This is a genomic window from Spirosoma panaciterrae DSM 21099 (genome assembly GCF_000374025.1).
Classification (GTDB): Bacteria; Bacteroidota; Bacteroidia; order Cytophagales; family Spirosomataceae; genus Spirosoma; species Spirosoma panaciterrae.
Genome location: NZ_KB893184.1, coordinates 129,542 through 144,824 on the forward strand (window position 1 = coordinate 129,542; position 15,283 = coordinate 144,824).

The window sequence follows — 15,283 nt, forward strand, 5'->3', positions numbered from 1 at the left end:
CAACGGCGGATTACCTACATTTATGCTGCATTGCCCATATTGACTCATCCAATGATCATTTGGTAACCACAGTTGTGGTGGGCGAATAAATACTAAACGTTATCCCACTTAACAAGTAATCTACAAAACTATGCTTCAGAGTTACCGTATAATCCACACTTCCCCCGGCCATGGCTTTGGGATCGGATTGCTTCAGCGCTACTAAACCAGCGATTAAATAATGATTCTTTTGTTTGATTTGGACATTACCCTGGGCCCCCTTCCCCACTTGTACATTATACACGAAGCAAGAGGTCATCCCGTAGGATAAACTAAGAATTAAGGACAAGTTAACTACAACTTTTTTCATTTTTAACCGTAAACAACTAATTCCCTACTCGTTTGGCCTTTCGGTTTCGCCCCGTTTGATAAAGTGGTTTCTGGACTCCACTTAACTCTATATACGTTCTAGGTTGAAATGCTCTTCATTGTCGTTGTTTACTCCTAGAATCTTAGCCAAGCCTCTAGCTGGGCAAGGAAGTTACACACCGTTAGTACCCCCTTAGATGAATCTAAGGTTCAAAAACAAATAAGGTTAATGTGACAGCCAACTAGAGGCAATCAGCCTTAGGCTAGCCCATAGCCCACTCAGACAAGTTGTTAGTGGGCTTATTCATCTTAGTACCGTATAGCCTTTTTAAGCCAGTAGCGAGCCCTGTGCGATGAGTCGTAAGCTTGGGGGCTTGCCTTCTAGAGAAACCTATTTAGTAGCCTATTAGGCTAGCTAGAGACCCAAACTACCTAAGAGTCAATCAGTGAAAATTTGAATAAATCCATTGTCTTGACAAAATGTAACCTAATGGTCAAAAATAGTAAATTACATGAACGAAATATTGTAAAAATACGCTGTAAATATACTTATTAAATTGTAATTTTAGTATGACTATATATAATCTTTATTTATTTTAATGTTTAGTTACCCGCTTTATTTAGTAGACTTTTTTTAGGCATGATTTATCATTTGCATTGTGTTCTGTCTTATCTAACACCCGATGGCACAGTTTTTAGATGTAAGGAAATCATCGTACTATTTTTCCCAATAGAGAACGATTTTAACGCCTTGGTTTGATCAAAAAGGAGCGATTGCTGAGAAGATAATTTTAATATATGACCAACTTAAACATTGGCATAGGATGCACACCACAATCGGCCAATTGGTGTTAACCTGTCTAAATACTACCTGTGGAAAAGATACAGTTCAGACCTTGAAATAGCTTGAGATTATATCCTTTACGTGTTGAGCCAAACGTTTAATGGAGACGTATAGGAGCAATCGTTAATCTAGACTGAGTTGAAATAATCTAATTTTCGCTCCGATTCCCTACTTCCCCAATTATGTAGAGCTTATTCCTCAAAACGGATAAGATTGTCAAAAAGACTTTAAAAGATGGGGGCAGGTTACGAAATAAAAAACTGGCCTGGATGATCAAAAAACGGTCAATAAGTGAATTGTTTCATGTTTTATGAGCAGAAGCGACTAAAAGAATTACGTGGCTTAAGCACATTGGCAAGTCTTTTGTCGACCTACTACTTACCCAGACAGCCTCCCTGATTAAAATTCTTTGATTACCTAATTCCTATGCGACAGGCATGCTTTGCTGATACATTGGCCAAAAAGAAACCGCTTCCGGTAATAGCCTTCAGCCTATTATCGGAATTTCTATATATAAGCCAATCAATTCAGCAACCAGCCCAGTTATCGGTTGCTAAGTCGTTGAATAGTCTTATTATTTTACATAACTCTATCAAGTGTATGCTTGTGTCCGTAAGCTGGACTCGCCTACTAACAGTCTTCTGGATAGGCCTATTTTTCTCGTGTGCCGTCCTGGAAGCTGATCTAGGTGATAGAGGTGATGATTTTGGGGATGTGTATGATACCTATGTACATAGCCAACCGATTCAATCCCCAAGCCCAACAGCTATTGACTACCGGCAAATCCTACCTGTCTACCCAGCTAGTACGTCTTCTCAACTGAAAATAGTTTGGCTTATTGACGGACTTTTGGTTCGCTCGTTGCCATTTCTGGCTTTTTTCATCCATCGTCACCTGAAACGTCGACAGTTTCAGGTGCTCCATGCGGTCTGGCGACTATAGGCCGCTCCCTTTCTTCTTGATGTATGCTAGTTCCAGCTCTCAAAGGCTGGTCGATGAGTCCCTGTTTATAGGCTGTTCATTGAATCGGTATGGCTCAGCATAGGGCTCACTTGATCTTATCAGTCCAATTCATCTTTATAAACCGGGTTATAAAAGTTTAGCCTGAGCCATCGATTTAGTTCGCTACGTGAATCGGCTAGGCTACGTCTGTTACTTCCTCATCTTTTTTATTAATCTCATTCTTATGATTCCTGCTAGTAGCACTACCACCAGTTCCATTAAAGTACCCGGACTTGAACTACCCGTCTTGTTAAACTCGATTATTCGCTTACAGGGGGATAGTAACTACACCTGGCTTCATCTCACCGCTGGGGTCAAACCAATGTTGATCGCCAAAAACCTCAAATGGTTTGAAGATATGATACCCGAGTTTGTCCGGGTACACAAGTCAGAACTGATTAATCCCCATTTTGTCCAGAAATACAATGCCTACAATTCAACTACATTGGAAGTAAGCCTGCCCAATAAACATATTGTCAAAGTCTCCCGCCGTCGCATTGATGCAGTACTAATTAAGTTAAAGCACCATCGAACCAGCTTGTGCTAATTTACGAGTACACCAATAAACCATTCGACTATGAGACAATCCTTATTTTTGATGAGTATTATCCTGGCTATTCTGTTAGGCTTTTTTGGCTACTGTTGGCTACTGTTGGACTTATTCCAGGATGTAAAATTGGGCCGCTATGAATCCAACCCTTTCGATACCCTTGTAGAATCGGTGGTGATTGTGGCTTATTGCTACGTCGCTTTTCGGTTCATTCAATCCCAATCTAGACGTACTCAAGCGCCCTATCAACCCAGTATTCCGTCGTCGTCACCTAAAGCTTCCGGCCTGTTTAGTAAGTTGCTTCTGACTTCCACCCGTGCCAGAATAGGAAGCCAGGCAGGCTCGACACTTCGAACTCGTCCACACCAATTTGACTAGCTAGCTTAGCTACGATTGATTTTCATTTCACCATTCACTCGCTCGTTGGCGCTGAAGCTATATTCAGCGCCAACTTTCTCTGTGTTCGCCTATGCCCACTTCCTTTACCTATATTTTTATTTGGATTTGCTTTTTTTTTAGTTTGACTGGCCAAACCAGCTCAGCGCAAGGCGTACGCCAGGTACGCTATCAAACCGAAGTGAGCGTCTATGGGGCGTCTTCGGCTAATACCCCCTTCTGGTTACGCAGTAATCAATACGGAATTGTACCCGATGAAACCCCATTTATGGCCCTGCGGCAGTCAATAAGCCAAGACTATCGGACTATCTTATCTCGTACCGATAGCTTAAAAGCCATCAAGCGCAGGATTGATTTCGGCTGGGGAGCCCAGGCGGTCATTAATACAGGCTACAGCTATCAACTGCTGATCCCCGAAGCGTATCTAAAACTCAAACTGGGACGGAGTATGGAGGTATGGGCGGGTCGACGCCGGGAAATCATTGGCCTGGTCGATTCAACCCTTTCTTCTGGCTCCTACGCCTGGTCAGGCAACGCCTTACCCCTGACCAAAGTGCAGTTTGCCGTACCTGATTATCTTCCCCGAAAAGGGCTTATTGGCTTCAAAGGGTTTTATGCCCATGGCTGGTTTGAATCGGGCCGATTTGTTAACAATGCCCTGTTGCACCAGAAAGCTCTTTATGGCCGGTTTGGTAAACCCAATTGGCGGGTCAAACTCTACGCGGGGATCAATCACCAGGTGATGTGGGGTGGGCATTCTGATCATTTAGTCAATAATGCGACAATCAAAAATAACCAGCTTCCCAACCAATTCAGCGATTATGTCAATGTGGTACTAGCTCGTCCGTTAGCAGATCGAACGGATGTGGATACTAACCGGATCAGTCATTTCGATCAGGAAAATCGGATTGGCAATCATTTAGGCACCGTTGATTTGGCTTTTGAGTACACGGGGAAATCCTTCTCCATATTTGCTTATCGGCAGAATATCTATGAAGACGGCTCTCTGTTTTATTTAACCAACATTCAGGATGGTCTCAATGGTCTGCGGATTCGGAATCGACGTCCTGGTAATCCGTCGGGTATACGAATCGGAGATTTACTGCTGGAGTACCTTTATACGCAGAGTCAGGGCGGTTCCCTGTTTCTAGAAAATGCAGCCCAGCGGGGTCGGGATAACTATTTCAACCATTCTCAGTATCAAGACGGTTGGTCTCGCTACGGGCAAACCATTGGCACACCCTTTATTAGTCCATCGCCGATGAGTCGCAGCGATTTGCCCCAGTATGGGTTTACCAACAACAACCGGGTCGCAGTCATGCATCTTGGTGTATCGGGGCAGGTACTTGATTTCTTTTCGTTCCAGTTTAAAGCCTCCTATAGCGAAAATCTGGGAACCTATGAACAGCCCTTTCTTAGACCGATTCGCCAGTTTTCCTCCCTGCTATCGATCTCATCACCCGTGGCTATTCTGAAAGGCGCAACAGCACGCGCTTCGGTGGCGACCGACCTAGGGGATCTGTATGATAATACGACGGGTTTTTCGATTGGAATCAGCAAAACAGGCCACTTTTGACCGGGTTTGGCAAACAAAAGCACGGGTCTCTGAGTAATATTCAGTAAACCAATTAGTAAGAATACCTTTCACTAAAACAAAAAACGTTATGAACAAGATCATCTTAGGGTCTTCCGTAGTAGCCATGTTGAGCCTCACTCAAAGCACATTTGGCCAGGCTGTTCAAGAAGCCAAGGCAGAGAAAAAAGAACAGAAAGCCGAAAAGAAAGTAGCCAAAGCGCAGGAACTGAAGTCGAATGCCGCTACAGGTAAAGGGGTGGAGATTGCCGGGATTTCAGACCCTAAAACACGCAATGCCAAAGCGGATCGTAAATTAAAACATGCTGAAAAGAAAGAGTTGAAAAGCGATGCCAAAGAACTAAAGGCCGTCGCTAAGGATAAAAAGAAAAAGGGCGATGGGGTCGATTAGGAAGAAGCCCGTTTAACGAGGTGTTAGTTTTTATTGAGTAACTGCCATTTGGCAGAGTTTGGTTAAAACGTAGCTACGTAAATGTGGCTGCGTTTTTTTTGGTCGAATGATACCTCTTTTAAAAGAGTAGCTGATACTTGTAGTTGCTATCTGTATTTACAGTAGCCCATTCTGATTGGGGCTATTTCTATTTCCCTAGCGACCCCACAGACAAAGAAAAGCCATCCTACTTACCCTTTACCTCTCTGTTTAGTTGAGCGTTCCGTTTTCTTACGGGTTGCAATGGACTCGGGTAATGGCTTAATCAACTCGCTGCTAGGCCCCCGATTGGAGCTCACCACAAATGAAGCGAGAAACGTGTTGAATGCGATGATTCCGCAGTAGACAGCCATCCAACTAAAAAGAGTTGCCCCGGTTAACTTGCGCTCGCTTAACAAACTAATGCTGTATTCCCGAAATAGCTGCTCCCTCCAGGGAATACAACATTAGTTTGAGAAATAGCTTAGCACTCGTTGTCATGAAAAATCATTTTTTTGCCTTATAGATCTAGTGGCGATTATGAATCGTCTGGTGATCTTTACTAGCTAATAACCCGTCCATATCTATAAAACGAATCTATAGTAATTCTGAAGTGGATGAACCCACTTTTATGATGGCCTAGCCATACGTTCAGCGATCACTAGATCGTCTAGTCCCCTGATGTTATGTGAATGTGGCTTCGATTGTTTTCCTGATGCTGCTCATAAGCTAAAAGCTCCTTGAGTTTGAGCAATAAATCCCAATCCGCTAATTTAGAGGCTTGGTTGCTAACCAGATCAATCAGGTGCGTTACCTGCTGACTGGTCAACAAGTGGCTGGCTTGGGTTGTCCGTTGTTGACGCAATTCGTCCAGACACATCCGCTCAATATACTGACGCTCATAGAGTAGATTGACGGAAAGACTATCCCCATCCTTAAGGGTATCCGCTGCCCGAAAGACCTTGATGCGAATGGTAGGGGTGTCAGGCTCAAGTAACCCTAAGCGGATTAACTCATCATAGAACTGGTTCCAACTGGTGAATTGTGCGGGCAATTCTCGGTAATAGGCCAGCGTCTGGCCAGTTGAAGGAGGCTCTGTTTTCTTCATTCAATGGGATGTTGCATGGCGTATTCGCCCCATGCATGGTTATCGATTAAGTTGTACACGTTTGGAAGGGCTACCTGGTATAAGCCCCCTAAAAATGATACCAAAGCAGCTTCCTATTCGGAGCTACCAGCTGAATATCATTATAATAGACAGTAGTGGGCATGTTAGGTTTAATCCAATATCTATACCTGTCAAATTTTTCTTATCGAAAAAGACATGAATAGGCTGGATTAGCAGACTTCTACAATTAGATTGGCAGATAGTCATTGTGCTGTGTCGCACTTTAAGAAGAATAGTACGAAAGAGATCCTATGCCGCATTAAACGCCCGTTTTAAGCAATGTTCACCGAACTTCAATCGATTGCGTCAAAACTTGCGATGCGCTTTCTCAAATTGCCATCTCACGAATCAAAACCTCATTTTTTGTGATACGTCTGAGTTCGTGAGACTATTTTTTACTCAACTGGTGAATAAGCCATGTTCTACAACCCCCAGTGCTCCACAAACAGTTTATTACTCAAACACGGAACAGTTCTCCCTTCGGATCAAATAATTAATTGAGCCGATTGTCGAGATTTCGAGAGTCGGTAACCATATTGACCGCCTTCTCAGCTAAAGAACGAGCCTGGATATTTTCAATCCGAAGGTTGACATTTTTGGATAGCTCATCGGCGCGGTCAAACGCTTCTTTCATGTACTTTTCACGGTACAGCCAGTACTGAGCAATGTAGTACCCCCTCGGTTTGGTCTCCAGATAATCCAAGGCACGTTCGACCAACTTGGGCAAATTCGGTTCTGCCTCATCAACGTGCTCCTGAATGGTATCAAGAATATAGCTTCTGAGCTGTTGCTCAAACGGCTTATCAGCCAGATCAGGACGAGCAGCAACGATGTTATAATGTAGATAGGCCCTTTCGGCCCGGTTAAATAGACGACGAAAGAAATTCATGATTGAATCTATTGATTAGAATGGATAGTGATTATTGAAGCTTACTGAGCGATAGCAGAGGCTATAAACTCCCCGATCAATCTGTATAGCATCTTGTGATTTACAACGGAAAAATACAACATTTATCAATCTCAAAATCTGGATTATATTCCTGTTTTATTCCTGATATAGGAATGGGTATCTTCCCGACCTCCTCGGAATATTACATATTGAGAACCCTTAATATTACTGCTAACCATTCGCATATGTGCGATCTGTAAGAGGGCATCTGCTTATTGAGATGGTTTGACTTGCCTAATAGGATTTATCGGATTTTATCACTGTTTTATCACTGATAATTTTTGATTGCCCCTTGCGCAAGATGACTTCTCTCTAATTAGTGTGTTATTAAATTGGGCGATACCTGCCATCAATCACAAGAAAGCTACCTCTTCACATGCGCATGTATTGACCGTGTTAAAATCTTCGGTTGGCTCTAAATCGGGTTTACTAGTCCAAATACGCCCGGCAAAATGTAAGTAATTGCAATCTTGCATAAGTCTAATAAGCCCCGTAATCCGACGCGGTTGCGGCTGATCAGAGGTAAAGCCGTTCCCATAGTTGATCAACTTTCGAGGCCAGACGACGGCTAGCTGCGTAAAGCGAAAGAGTCCATCGGTTTTATGAACCCTTTCGTGAAGGTCATACGCGTGTAATTGACTTGTGAAAAATCTTCAGAAGGCCATAATAACCTTTTACTCTGACTTTGCTGCGGACAATGCTCTGTCGATAGCCGCCTGCCGAGCGATTGCGAATAGCTCATTTCGGAAGTCTGGTATTCGATGTAAGCGGCCTTCGGTCTGATCTTCGATTCGACCAACAAGCTCTGTATCGAGCGTTGTTTTAAGCAGGTCCATCATACTACTGATAGTCATTGAATAAAGATCAACCGTCGGAATCGGCTCACTTGGATTCAGGGTACGACGCTGCTCTACCAATTGATGGACCACCTTATAGAGGGCCCGTCTAAAGACAGGGACTTTGTGTAAACGGTAATCATACAGTACCTTGAGTCGATCAATGATCGCTGGAGATGTTGTTGTCAGCAATAGCTCGGCATGTTGCTCAACATAAAGATGGTCAATGTTAACCGAATTGGATGGGGTGGATGCTTGATTAATCATGGTGTTTGAGACTTGAAATATAAACTGATTTAAACGTTGCTAATTGATGGGGGAATTAACCTGATTGCTCCCTTCGTTGCTGTGTGAGCCTGGCCACTTCCTGTCGACACGCACTAATCGTATTGATCAGGAAAGCTTCTTTATTCCGTCGGATTACCCCCTTTCGCTCCGCCTTCCGATAAAAGTCGACCAATTTTCTCTCCAGCCAATTCAATTCCATGACAGCCCAGGTCAGGGGAATCGCCTTCCAGTCCATCCGCTCAGGATACGGAGACTGATTGCATCGGGGATCTTGCGGCCGAAGCTGGCTTACATCCGCAGCGGGGTTCAAGTATAACAATACCTCAACCGATAGAGCAGGGGGTGAGGGTGGAAATTGAAGGTATCCCCCATACTGATCGGGAGTGAGTAGGGAAGCTTCGAAGATGAGGTCCCGCTCACGATATTCTATAAGGCATACATCGATGTAGCGCTGCAACAGAACGTTTCCTTTGAGTCGGCGCAAACAGGGCCGTTCGGAACGAATTTGGCGCGCTAGTCGTCGATACTGAAAGAATCGCTTAATACAGGGAAGCATGGTAAAACGGTGTCGTTATCGAGAAGTCATCATGGTTTGGGTTGCCGATACCTCGTGCTGGTACCGGGCTGAGTGATGGAGGTAGGACAAGGCCTGCATAAACTCATCATAGTCCAATAGATAAACCGCTTCATGAGTTAGGTTCCGATGAGACGCAACCGCTGCAACCATCGCATACTCACGGTAAGTCTCCAGTTCTGGTACCATCGCTTCAGCCATGGCCTCGGCGGCCGATTTGGGTAACTGAGGCTGTAACTGACCTGACCAGTACTCGTCGATCTCTGATAATTGCTCAAAAAAAAAGCAGACAGGGGTAGGCACTCAGTAACGGGTAGGCTCTCAATCTGCTTCAGAACCAAACCAAGTTGTTTACGCTCCGTCAATTTCGATTCGGTCAATAGTGGATACAGGTAAATCGACAACAGCCAAATGGCCATGGTAATGTAATTGACGGACTCCCCTTCTTCATGCATATCCTGAATCAGGCCATCAACCATCCATTTTTGTCTTAGGGTGCACGAGCCTAGATCACTGGGAGGCTCAACACCGGCTATGCGCTTGGGTGCTGGCATCGATAAGAATTCAGGGGTTTGGTTTAAAAAGCTCAGATGACTTAGAATAACGACCTCCTCCCGGGCTTGTACATCGAGCAGGGCATCGGCGTCAGAAGCCAGTATCTTTAGGACTTCCTGAATCGAGTATCGAACAGTTTGCTGATCATCCGTCGATGCCGCTGAAGCCGTTTCCAGACTATAAATTTGTCTGAATTGTCCCAAGGTAACCTCCTCCCACAGAGTAGGAATCGTAAATTGAGAGGAGGGGGTAGTAACAGTTAGCATGGTATACCGAAGCTTATTTTTTTAAGTAAAGGCGATTAGGGTGACCTGACAGGGTGCCCCATCAACGTAATCCGCTATTTTATTGAGATAGTAGAAGCCGTCACTAATGACGAGCGAACCAATATGAACGCGTTGCAGGCGAATGGGCCGCTCAAAATCCAGATCAGCAATGTCCCTCGGATAAAGCGTCACCGACACGTCCAGTACGCGCATCCTTCGCAACACCCGACTAAGACCATCGTAATACCGATCGATTAGGCACTGCTCACCCCGGCTTACCTGAAGCTGTGAAAAGGCCAGGATGAAGGAAGGCTCTGATGTAATGGCAGGGATCGGCCGTGCACCAAACCAGCAGGGTTTAAGATGGACAACGATTTCTTCCAGCGTGATACCATCCGCTTTAAGCCGTTTGGTCTTCATGGGCTGAGCGGCACCGAACGATGCCAGTAAAAGCCGAGGGGTAGTACCTTGCTTGTTAATGGTCAGGGAGTCGCCGTAGCCACTCGTCGAACGCGTTTTGATCAGGGGAGGTAGACCATAATTAGGTACTTCATTCGTGGAGTCTGTAGAAGCTGCAAAAGCTACCTCAAACAAGTTAGTATCGGGCTCTAACGTTGAGGCATCCACCAATAAAACCCCATCACCAAAATTGACCGTTTGCGTTCCTCCCAGGTCTCTAATAGCAACTTGTGTATTCTTCGTTTCGTCAATCTCCTTCCAGCGTAAGTAATTGATCTGCGCATAAGGGTCCAGGCGAGGAGTCCAGGCAGGTTCGGCTCCAGTATTCACGCGAAATGACCAGTCAACGGCCTGACTCGTATTATTGACGATACTGGAGAAGCTGACAAAATGTACCTCATGGCGAAGTGGATTAACCGACCAGGTGCCACTCATTAGAAAGCCAAGGGCTTTTAATAGTGATAGACACGAAACGTCAGGAAGATTGCGCGCAACGGGCCACAAATCACCGGTATGCAGCGTCAGATCGGGCGTAAAACTGACCCAGCTATTATCAAGGTCGTTGTACATCGTCATGCGCCAGGCTCCCAGATCCGTTTGACGCTGGGCCAGTAGGTTAATCTGCAATCGATCCCCCGCCTGACAGGCAATGGTCTCGTCGAGGGTAACATTGTTGGTAATCAAATACAGCAGGTTATACCCCGTACCGGCCTCAAAACGGGCATTGGCTACCGAGTTGCCGTTTTTCAGTACGCTCAGTACAACTTCTACGACACCGTTGACACAAAGCGCCTTGAAGCCCTGATAACCCTGAACGCGAACCCGCATCGCTTGGGGGCATACGTATTCGTGCGTTGTTGTATTGAAGCAATGAAACTTGCCTTGTTCGAATCCCTGTTCCGGCAAATTATCCTGATTGAACGGTTGGATGCGGTCAATCCAGTGCCCACGACCGAGCGTACCCCGGTCGACTTGTTCCGTATCAGCCTGCCAGGTCACCCTTGCCTTACGATCATCCTGCCACTGCTGATCATGCGCGGTCGGCTCCTGCTCTGAAAACGGAACGATCAGCCGCTTGTATAACTCATCCGTAAGAAGCGAACCGACCAGTGTATAGCCCTCCTCAAAGAGCATTTGCGTAATGAGTGACGTTACGAAGATCGCCGGAAAGATGGTGTCATTAGGAACGGTATCGACCCGGTTAAGCCCATAATCGATCAAGGGGTAACATACACCCTCGCTCGATTCGGCCAATAGATTGATCTGCTCAAGTGTCCAGTAATGATCCAATCGATCAAGCTGGAGCGTTCGAAGTGAGCGGTCCAATCGGTCAAACAGGTTCTTTTTATCCTGAAAGAGCGTAATGTCCCAGCCAGCCGAGAAGTGATCAAATTCGGCATAACCCCGAAAAATGGTTTCCCCATGAGCTACAACAGTAGCTGCTAAGGTTCGATAAGGCCAACGCGACCGGCTATCCAATTGCTCGGCATGCTGAGTCAACTTGCGAACTGCTACCGAATCCGGAATGTGAAACGTATTGGTGTAGCTACTCTGGAGCGTGGTTGGCTTGGTGAGGTCATTACTCTGAAAGGTAGCCGCAATCTCATCGGCCGTGGCGACCCACACCCCATCCAGATAAAGCCCATCGTTATTTTTTATCAGAAGCATAGGATTAGGAGTCAGCTCTGTTTTGGACACTCACGCGTTTATTGGTTTCCCGGATGACGTCTTTTACATTCAGGATCGGTTGCGGCATCGACGACACCGCCTGGGCTACGCCCTTGATGACGGTCTGACTGATGGATTTTTCGAGTTTACCAAAGTCAAGATTTGACAGGGATGAACTAACACCAGGCGAGGCCGGAATAATACCTCCGAATTCAAGGCGCTTGGGTGCGTAACTTCTACCGGTATTAAGACCCGTAAAAGCAACCCCATTGCCGGCCATCTGATTTAGCTCCGACGCTTTTTGACGAACTCCAGGAATGGCCATGGCGTGTTTATTAATAACACCCTCCCCGCCTTCCAACTCAACCCGACGACTACCAACAACATATTTAACTCCACCCTGGGCATGGGATGGACCTTCAATTACACCTCCCCGGGCAAACTGCTGAGATGAAATAATGCCAATCTGAAGAGCCCCAATAGCGCCAGCGATAGCCATTAATGCCACATTGGGCGCTACACTCAAAACAGCTTTCGCCGTGTCAATGATGGCCTCGGCAATGGCAATGGTCTTTCGCTTTTTAGCGGCTTCCCGTTCCAGCTTCTCTTTCTTTTTCTGAAAATTAGCTTCAATATCGGCTCTGGCTTCGGCGCTCAGCGCTGCGGACGACAAGGCTGCTTTCTCTTGATCTTCGAGCGCCTTGGCTTGGGCATCATTCTGGGCATTCAGGAAACTGGCAAATGCCTGACCCGCTTGGGCAAAAACATTGACAATCTTATTAGCCATATCCAAAGCACGCTCCTCTCGTTTCTTGGCCTGTTTATTGGCATACTCCTCCTCAATGGTGTCAATGGCCTGTTGATCGCCCCGGGCGGCTTTAATCTTTTGCTCTTTCTCCTTTTCGAGCCGCTTTATCTCAAGGTCAAACTTTTTCTTTGACCCATCCTGAGCAATGATCAGTTGAGCATCGATCATGGCAATCTCATTGCTCAGAGTATCGTCGGCAACCTGCTTGTTTGCGGCTTTATTGGCGGCTATCGCCTTGGATTGAATGGCGTTTTTCCGAACCAGGTACTCTTCATTGGTGATGCGTTCGTATTTCCGATCGATCTCCAGTAGGGCCAGTTGGGTCCGCTCTTCGAGGGCAATTTGTTTGGCCGCTAATTCTCGCTCATCAGCGATCGTCTGATCACTCAGATTATACTGGGTTTGGAGTCGCTTACTGGCTAACTCGGCCTGTCGATCAACAAGTGACTGTTCGTACTGAATGGCCAACTGCTCTTTGTCCGCATTGTACTGGGCATCTAATCGACGAAGCTCGGCTATGAGGACCTGCTGATTCTTGATCGTCTCAACCGCTGCGGCCTTCTCCCGATCCAATCGGGCGTCAAGGGCTTGATTAAGGAGGTCGAATTCCTGCTGACTCCCTTTTTCGACTAAGGCTAACTGAGCCGAAATGCGCGCATCCTGAATAGCAAATTTTTGTTGTTCAATCTTCTGCGCATGGGCTTTAATGGCTTCTAGCTCTTCTTCCTGAGCTTTGGCATCGATGAGCCTCTTTTGGGCTACACTGACTTCGGCACCAATTTTCTCGGCGGCTGCTTTCGCCCGAATCAGTGCGAGTTGCCGGCGTAGCACCTCCTCCTCAATTTCAATGGTCGTCTGCCCTTTCTTCCGGAGAACACTCAAAGCGGTTTCGGCTTCGGCTACCTGATCAGCGGCCAGCTTCTTGGCATTCTCCTCGGCTTTCTGACGCCCTTCGGCTTCAATGGCATTGAGTTGGTTCTGAAGTTCGGTTCGTTCGCCGATGCGCTCTTTAGCGATGTCATCGAGCTTCGCCTGTTCTTCAGCAACCTTTGCTCGATCTTCGCGGGTATTCTGATTCGCCTTCGCTTCGGCCTGAGCCAACAGCACCCGTTTTTTCTGTAAATCCTCCTCAGCCTTCTGGATTTTCTCGCTTTCAGCAAAGGCAATCCGTTCGGCCTTTTTGCGGACCTCTGTTGACTTAGTCAGATCCTCCGCAATCTGCTTTTGCCGTTCGATGATCTTCTCGCCCCGGGCCCGTTCGGTATTCAGCTTGATTTCGGCCTCTTTAATCTGAATGTTTAGGTCAGCTATCGCTACACCCTGATCATAGATTTTTTTTAGGCCTGTAGCAGCTCCTTCGGCACCGGTACCAAGCTGAACAATTCCATCGGCAACCTTGCCCCAATCCCTTGTACGGATACCGTCGATAATGACGCCCAGGGCTGTAAACCGGTTGATGAGATTTTGCTGAACAAACTTACCGAAATCAGCTAGGGCCTGTTTCGGATGCTCCCAGGCATTGGCCAGCGCTTCTCCGAGCGCAATAACCTTGCTGGTGAAGGCCGAGAAAATAGCCGAGACACCACTGGTTGCCCTGGCCAGGAAATCCATTCCCTTTTGGGATTTGGTAAGAGCAGTGGCAATGATGAAGAGCACAGCGCCCAAACCTGTAGCGATAAAGGCCAGGGACGCCAAACGAGCAGTGCCTAAAAATTTAGTAAACAAATTAACTCCCTGTGCTCCTGACTTAAAGGCGTCGATTGTTTTACCAATGTTAAAGCCAAGCACATCGGTATCCCGAATGAACTCGACAAGGCCCTTTTCCGAGTCACTGATTACCTTATTGTGCTTTTCCTGAACCCGGATCAGATCGGCCCGTTGCTTGAGAAGGGCACCCCCTACCGACACATCGTCCCTCTGCGCCTTGGTTAGTTGCCGATACTGATCCTCCAGATCAGCAATGGTATTGTCCAGGTCTTCCAGACTACCCTCTGCCGCTTTGGCTACAGCCTCTTCAATTTTGAATTGATTGTTGAGGTCCCTGATTTGATCATTTAATTGTTCAGCGCTGGAGGCTCCCTGTTTATGCAAGTTGGCTATTTCGTTTGCTTTGGGAGCCAGGGCGCTCATGTTGGTGGCCAATTGACGAATGGTGCCCACCGCAATTTTTTCCTGCCTATCGTGATCAACGATGATTTTGGTATAGTCCGCTAACTCTTTCTCGGTTTTATTGATCTCAACAGTAAGCGCCTGAAGGGTCTTCTTATACGTCTCTTCGCCAATCAGCTTTTGATCAAATACTTTTTGCGTCTTTTCTTTTTCGGCGCGGAGATTGGCCAGGGCTGCCCTGGCGACCTCCGCGTTTTCTTTAACCTTCGGAATGTCAACAATGACCTGGAAGAGTAAGGTTTCTGATTCCTGTGACATGATTAATTAAATGATGTGGATAGAAACCAGATGGATAGTGTTCCATCTGGACAATTTGATAGACGGTTAATCGTCGAGTTCGGGAATCTCCCTCCGGAGTAGTTTCTGCAGCATACCGGTCAGCGAATAGCCTCTACTCTTG

The 15,283-nt window shown here is 46.4% G+C and carries 13 protein-coding genes; 5 read left to right on the top strand and 8 right to left on the bottom strand.

Annotated features, from left to right (window positions below):
* Window positions 1–55: 55 nt before the first annotated feature.
* Complete coding sequence (locus B153_RS38005) at window positions 56–349, bottom strand: Bor/Iss family lipoprotein (protein ID WP_020597492.1); 294 nt, start codon at window positions 347–349, stop codon at window positions 56–58.
* 1,443 nt (window positions 350–1,792) lie between these two features.
* On the opposite strand from B153_RS38005, the gene B153_RS38235 reads away from it, so the two are divergent.
* The 5 genes from B153_RS38235 to B153_RS0114730 all read left to right on the top strand — a co-directional run bounded on the left by B153_RS38235 (window position 1,793) and on the right by B153_RS0114730 (window position 5,125).
* The gene (locus B153_RS38235; protein ID WP_211221681.1) at window positions 1,793–2,134 is read left to right on the top strand and encodes a hypothetical protein; all 342 of its coding nucleotides are present in this window, start codon (window positions 1,793–1,795) and stop codon (window positions 2,132–2,134) included.
* Between the two features lie 244 nt (window positions 2,135–2,378).
* Window positions 2,379–2,741, top strand: coding sequence for a LytTR family DNA-binding domain-containing protein (locus B153_RS0114715; protein ID WP_020597494.1), 363 nt, complete (start codon window positions 2,379–2,381; stop codon window positions 2,739–2,741).
* A 30-nt stretch (window positions 2,742–2,771) separates the two neighbouring features.
* The gene (locus B153_RS38240; RefSeq protein WP_211221682.1) at window positions 2,772–3,122 is read left to right on the top strand and encodes a hypothetical protein; all 351 of its coding nucleotides are present in this window, start codon (window positions 2,772–2,774) and stop codon (window positions 3,120–3,122) included.
* A gap of 142 nt (window positions 3,123–3,264) precedes the next feature.
* Window positions 3,265–4,716, top strand: a complete 1,452-nt coding sequence (locus B153_RS0114725) for a capsule assembly Wzi family protein (protein WP_051097289.1) — start codon at window positions 3,265–3,267, stop codon at window positions 4,714–4,716.
* A gap of 88 nt (window positions 4,717–4,804) precedes the next feature.
* A complete protein-coding gene (locus tag B153_RS0114730) occupies window positions 4,805–5,125 on the top strand; it encodes a hypothetical protein (RefSeq protein ID WP_020597497.1) in 321 nt (106 codons plus the stop codon).
* A gap of 688 nt (window positions 5,126–5,813) precedes the next feature.
* Here the strand turns inward: B153_RS0114730 and B153_RS0114735 are convergent.
* From B153_RS0114735 to B153_RS0114765, 7 genes are all read right to left on the bottom strand, one after another.
* Window positions 5,814–6,251, bottom strand: coding sequence for a hypothetical protein (locus B153_RS0114735; RefSeq protein WP_020597498.1), 438 nt, complete (start codon window positions 6,249–6,251; stop codon window positions 5,814–5,816).
* A gap of 553 nt (window positions 6,252–6,804) precedes the next feature.
* A complete protein-coding gene (locus tag B153_RS0114740; RefSeq protein WP_020597499.1) occupies window positions 6,805–7,200 on the bottom strand; it encodes a hypothetical protein in 396 nt (131 codons plus the stop codon).
* 734 nt (window positions 7,201–7,934) lie between these two features.
* On the bottom strand, window positions 7,935–8,363 hold the full coding sequence (locus B153_RS0114745) for a hypothetical protein (protein WP_020597500.1): 429 nt from the start codon (window positions 8,361–8,363) through the stop codon (window positions 7,935–7,937).
* 55 nt (window positions 8,364–8,418) lie between these two features.
* Window positions 8,419–8,940, bottom strand: a complete 522-nt coding sequence (locus tag B153_RS0114750; RefSeq protein ID WP_020597501.1) for a hypothetical protein — start codon at window positions 8,938–8,940, stop codon at window positions 8,419–8,421.
* A 137-nt stretch (window positions 8,941–9,077) separates the two neighbouring features.
* The gene (locus B153_RS0114755; RefSeq protein WP_020597502.1) at window positions 9,078–9,779 is read right to left on the bottom strand and encodes a hypothetical protein; all 702 of its coding nucleotides are present in this window, start codon (window positions 9,777–9,779) and stop codon (window positions 9,078–9,080) included.
* A gap of 21 nt (window positions 9,780–9,800) precedes the next feature.
* The gene (locus tag B153_RS0114760) at window positions 9,801–11,906 is read right to left on the bottom strand and encodes a hypothetical protein (protein ID WP_020597503.1); all 2,106 of its coding nucleotides are present in this window, start codon (window positions 11,904–11,906) and stop codon (window positions 9,801–9,803) included.
* A 4-nt stretch (window positions 11,907–11,910) separates the two neighbouring features.
* Complete coding sequence (locus B153_RS0114765) at window positions 11,911–15,141, bottom strand: hypothetical protein (RefSeq protein WP_020597504.1); 3,231 nt, start codon at window positions 15,139–15,141, stop codon at window positions 11,911–11,913.
* Between the last annotated feature and the right edge of the window lie 142 nt (window positions 15,142–15,283).

Excerpts from the sequence above, each read along its gene's own strand:
- B153_RS0114745 (WP_020597500.1), bottom strand. The coding sequence starts at position 8,363 with ATGATTAATCAAGCATCCACCCCATCCAATTCGGTTAACATTGACCAT.
- B153_RS38005 (WP_020597492.1), bottom strand. The coding sequence starts at position 349 with ATGAAAAAAGTTGTAGTTAACTTGTCCTTAATTCTTAGTTTATCCTAC.
- B153_RS0114740 (WP_020597499.1), bottom strand. The coding sequence starts at position 7,200 with ATGAATTTCTTTCGTCGTCTATTTAACCGGGCCGAAAGGGCCTATCTA.
- B153_RS0114735 (WP_020597498.1), bottom strand. The coding sequence starts at position 6,251 with ATGAAGAAAACAGAGCCTCCTTCAACTGGCCAGACGCTGGCCTATTAC.
- B153_RS0114715 (WP_020597494.1), top strand. The coding sequence starts at position 2,379 with ATGATTCCTGCTAGTAGCACTACCACCAGTTCCATTAAAGTACCCGGA.
- B153_RS0114750 (WP_020597501.1), bottom strand. The coding sequence starts at position 8,940 with ATGCTTCCCTGTATTAAGCGATTCTTTCAGTATCGACGACTAGCGCGC.
- B153_RS0114765 (WP_020597504.1), bottom strand. The coding sequence starts at position 15,141 with ATGTCACAGGAATCAGAAACCTTACTCTTCCAGGTCATTGTTGACATT.
- B153_RS0114760 (WP_020597503.1), bottom strand. The coding sequence starts at position 11,906 with ATGCTTCTGATAAAAAATAACGATGGGCTTTATCTGGATGGGGTGTGG.
- B153_RS38240 (WP_211221682.1), top strand. The coding sequence starts at position 2,772 with ATGAGACAATCCTTATTTTTGATGAGTATTATCCTGGCTATTCTGTTA.
- B153_RS0114755 (WP_020597502.1), bottom strand. The coding sequence starts at position 9,779 with ATGCTAACTGTTACTACCCCCTCCTCTCAATTTACGATTCCTACTCTG.
- B153_RS38235 (WP_211221681.1), top strand. The coding sequence starts at position 1,793 with ATGCTTGTGTCCGTAAGCTGGACTCGCCTACTAACAGTCTTCTGGATA.
- B153_RS0114730 (WP_020597497.1), top strand. The coding sequence starts at position 4,805 with ATGAACAAGATCATCTTAGGGTCTTCCGTAGTAGCCATGTTGAGCCTC.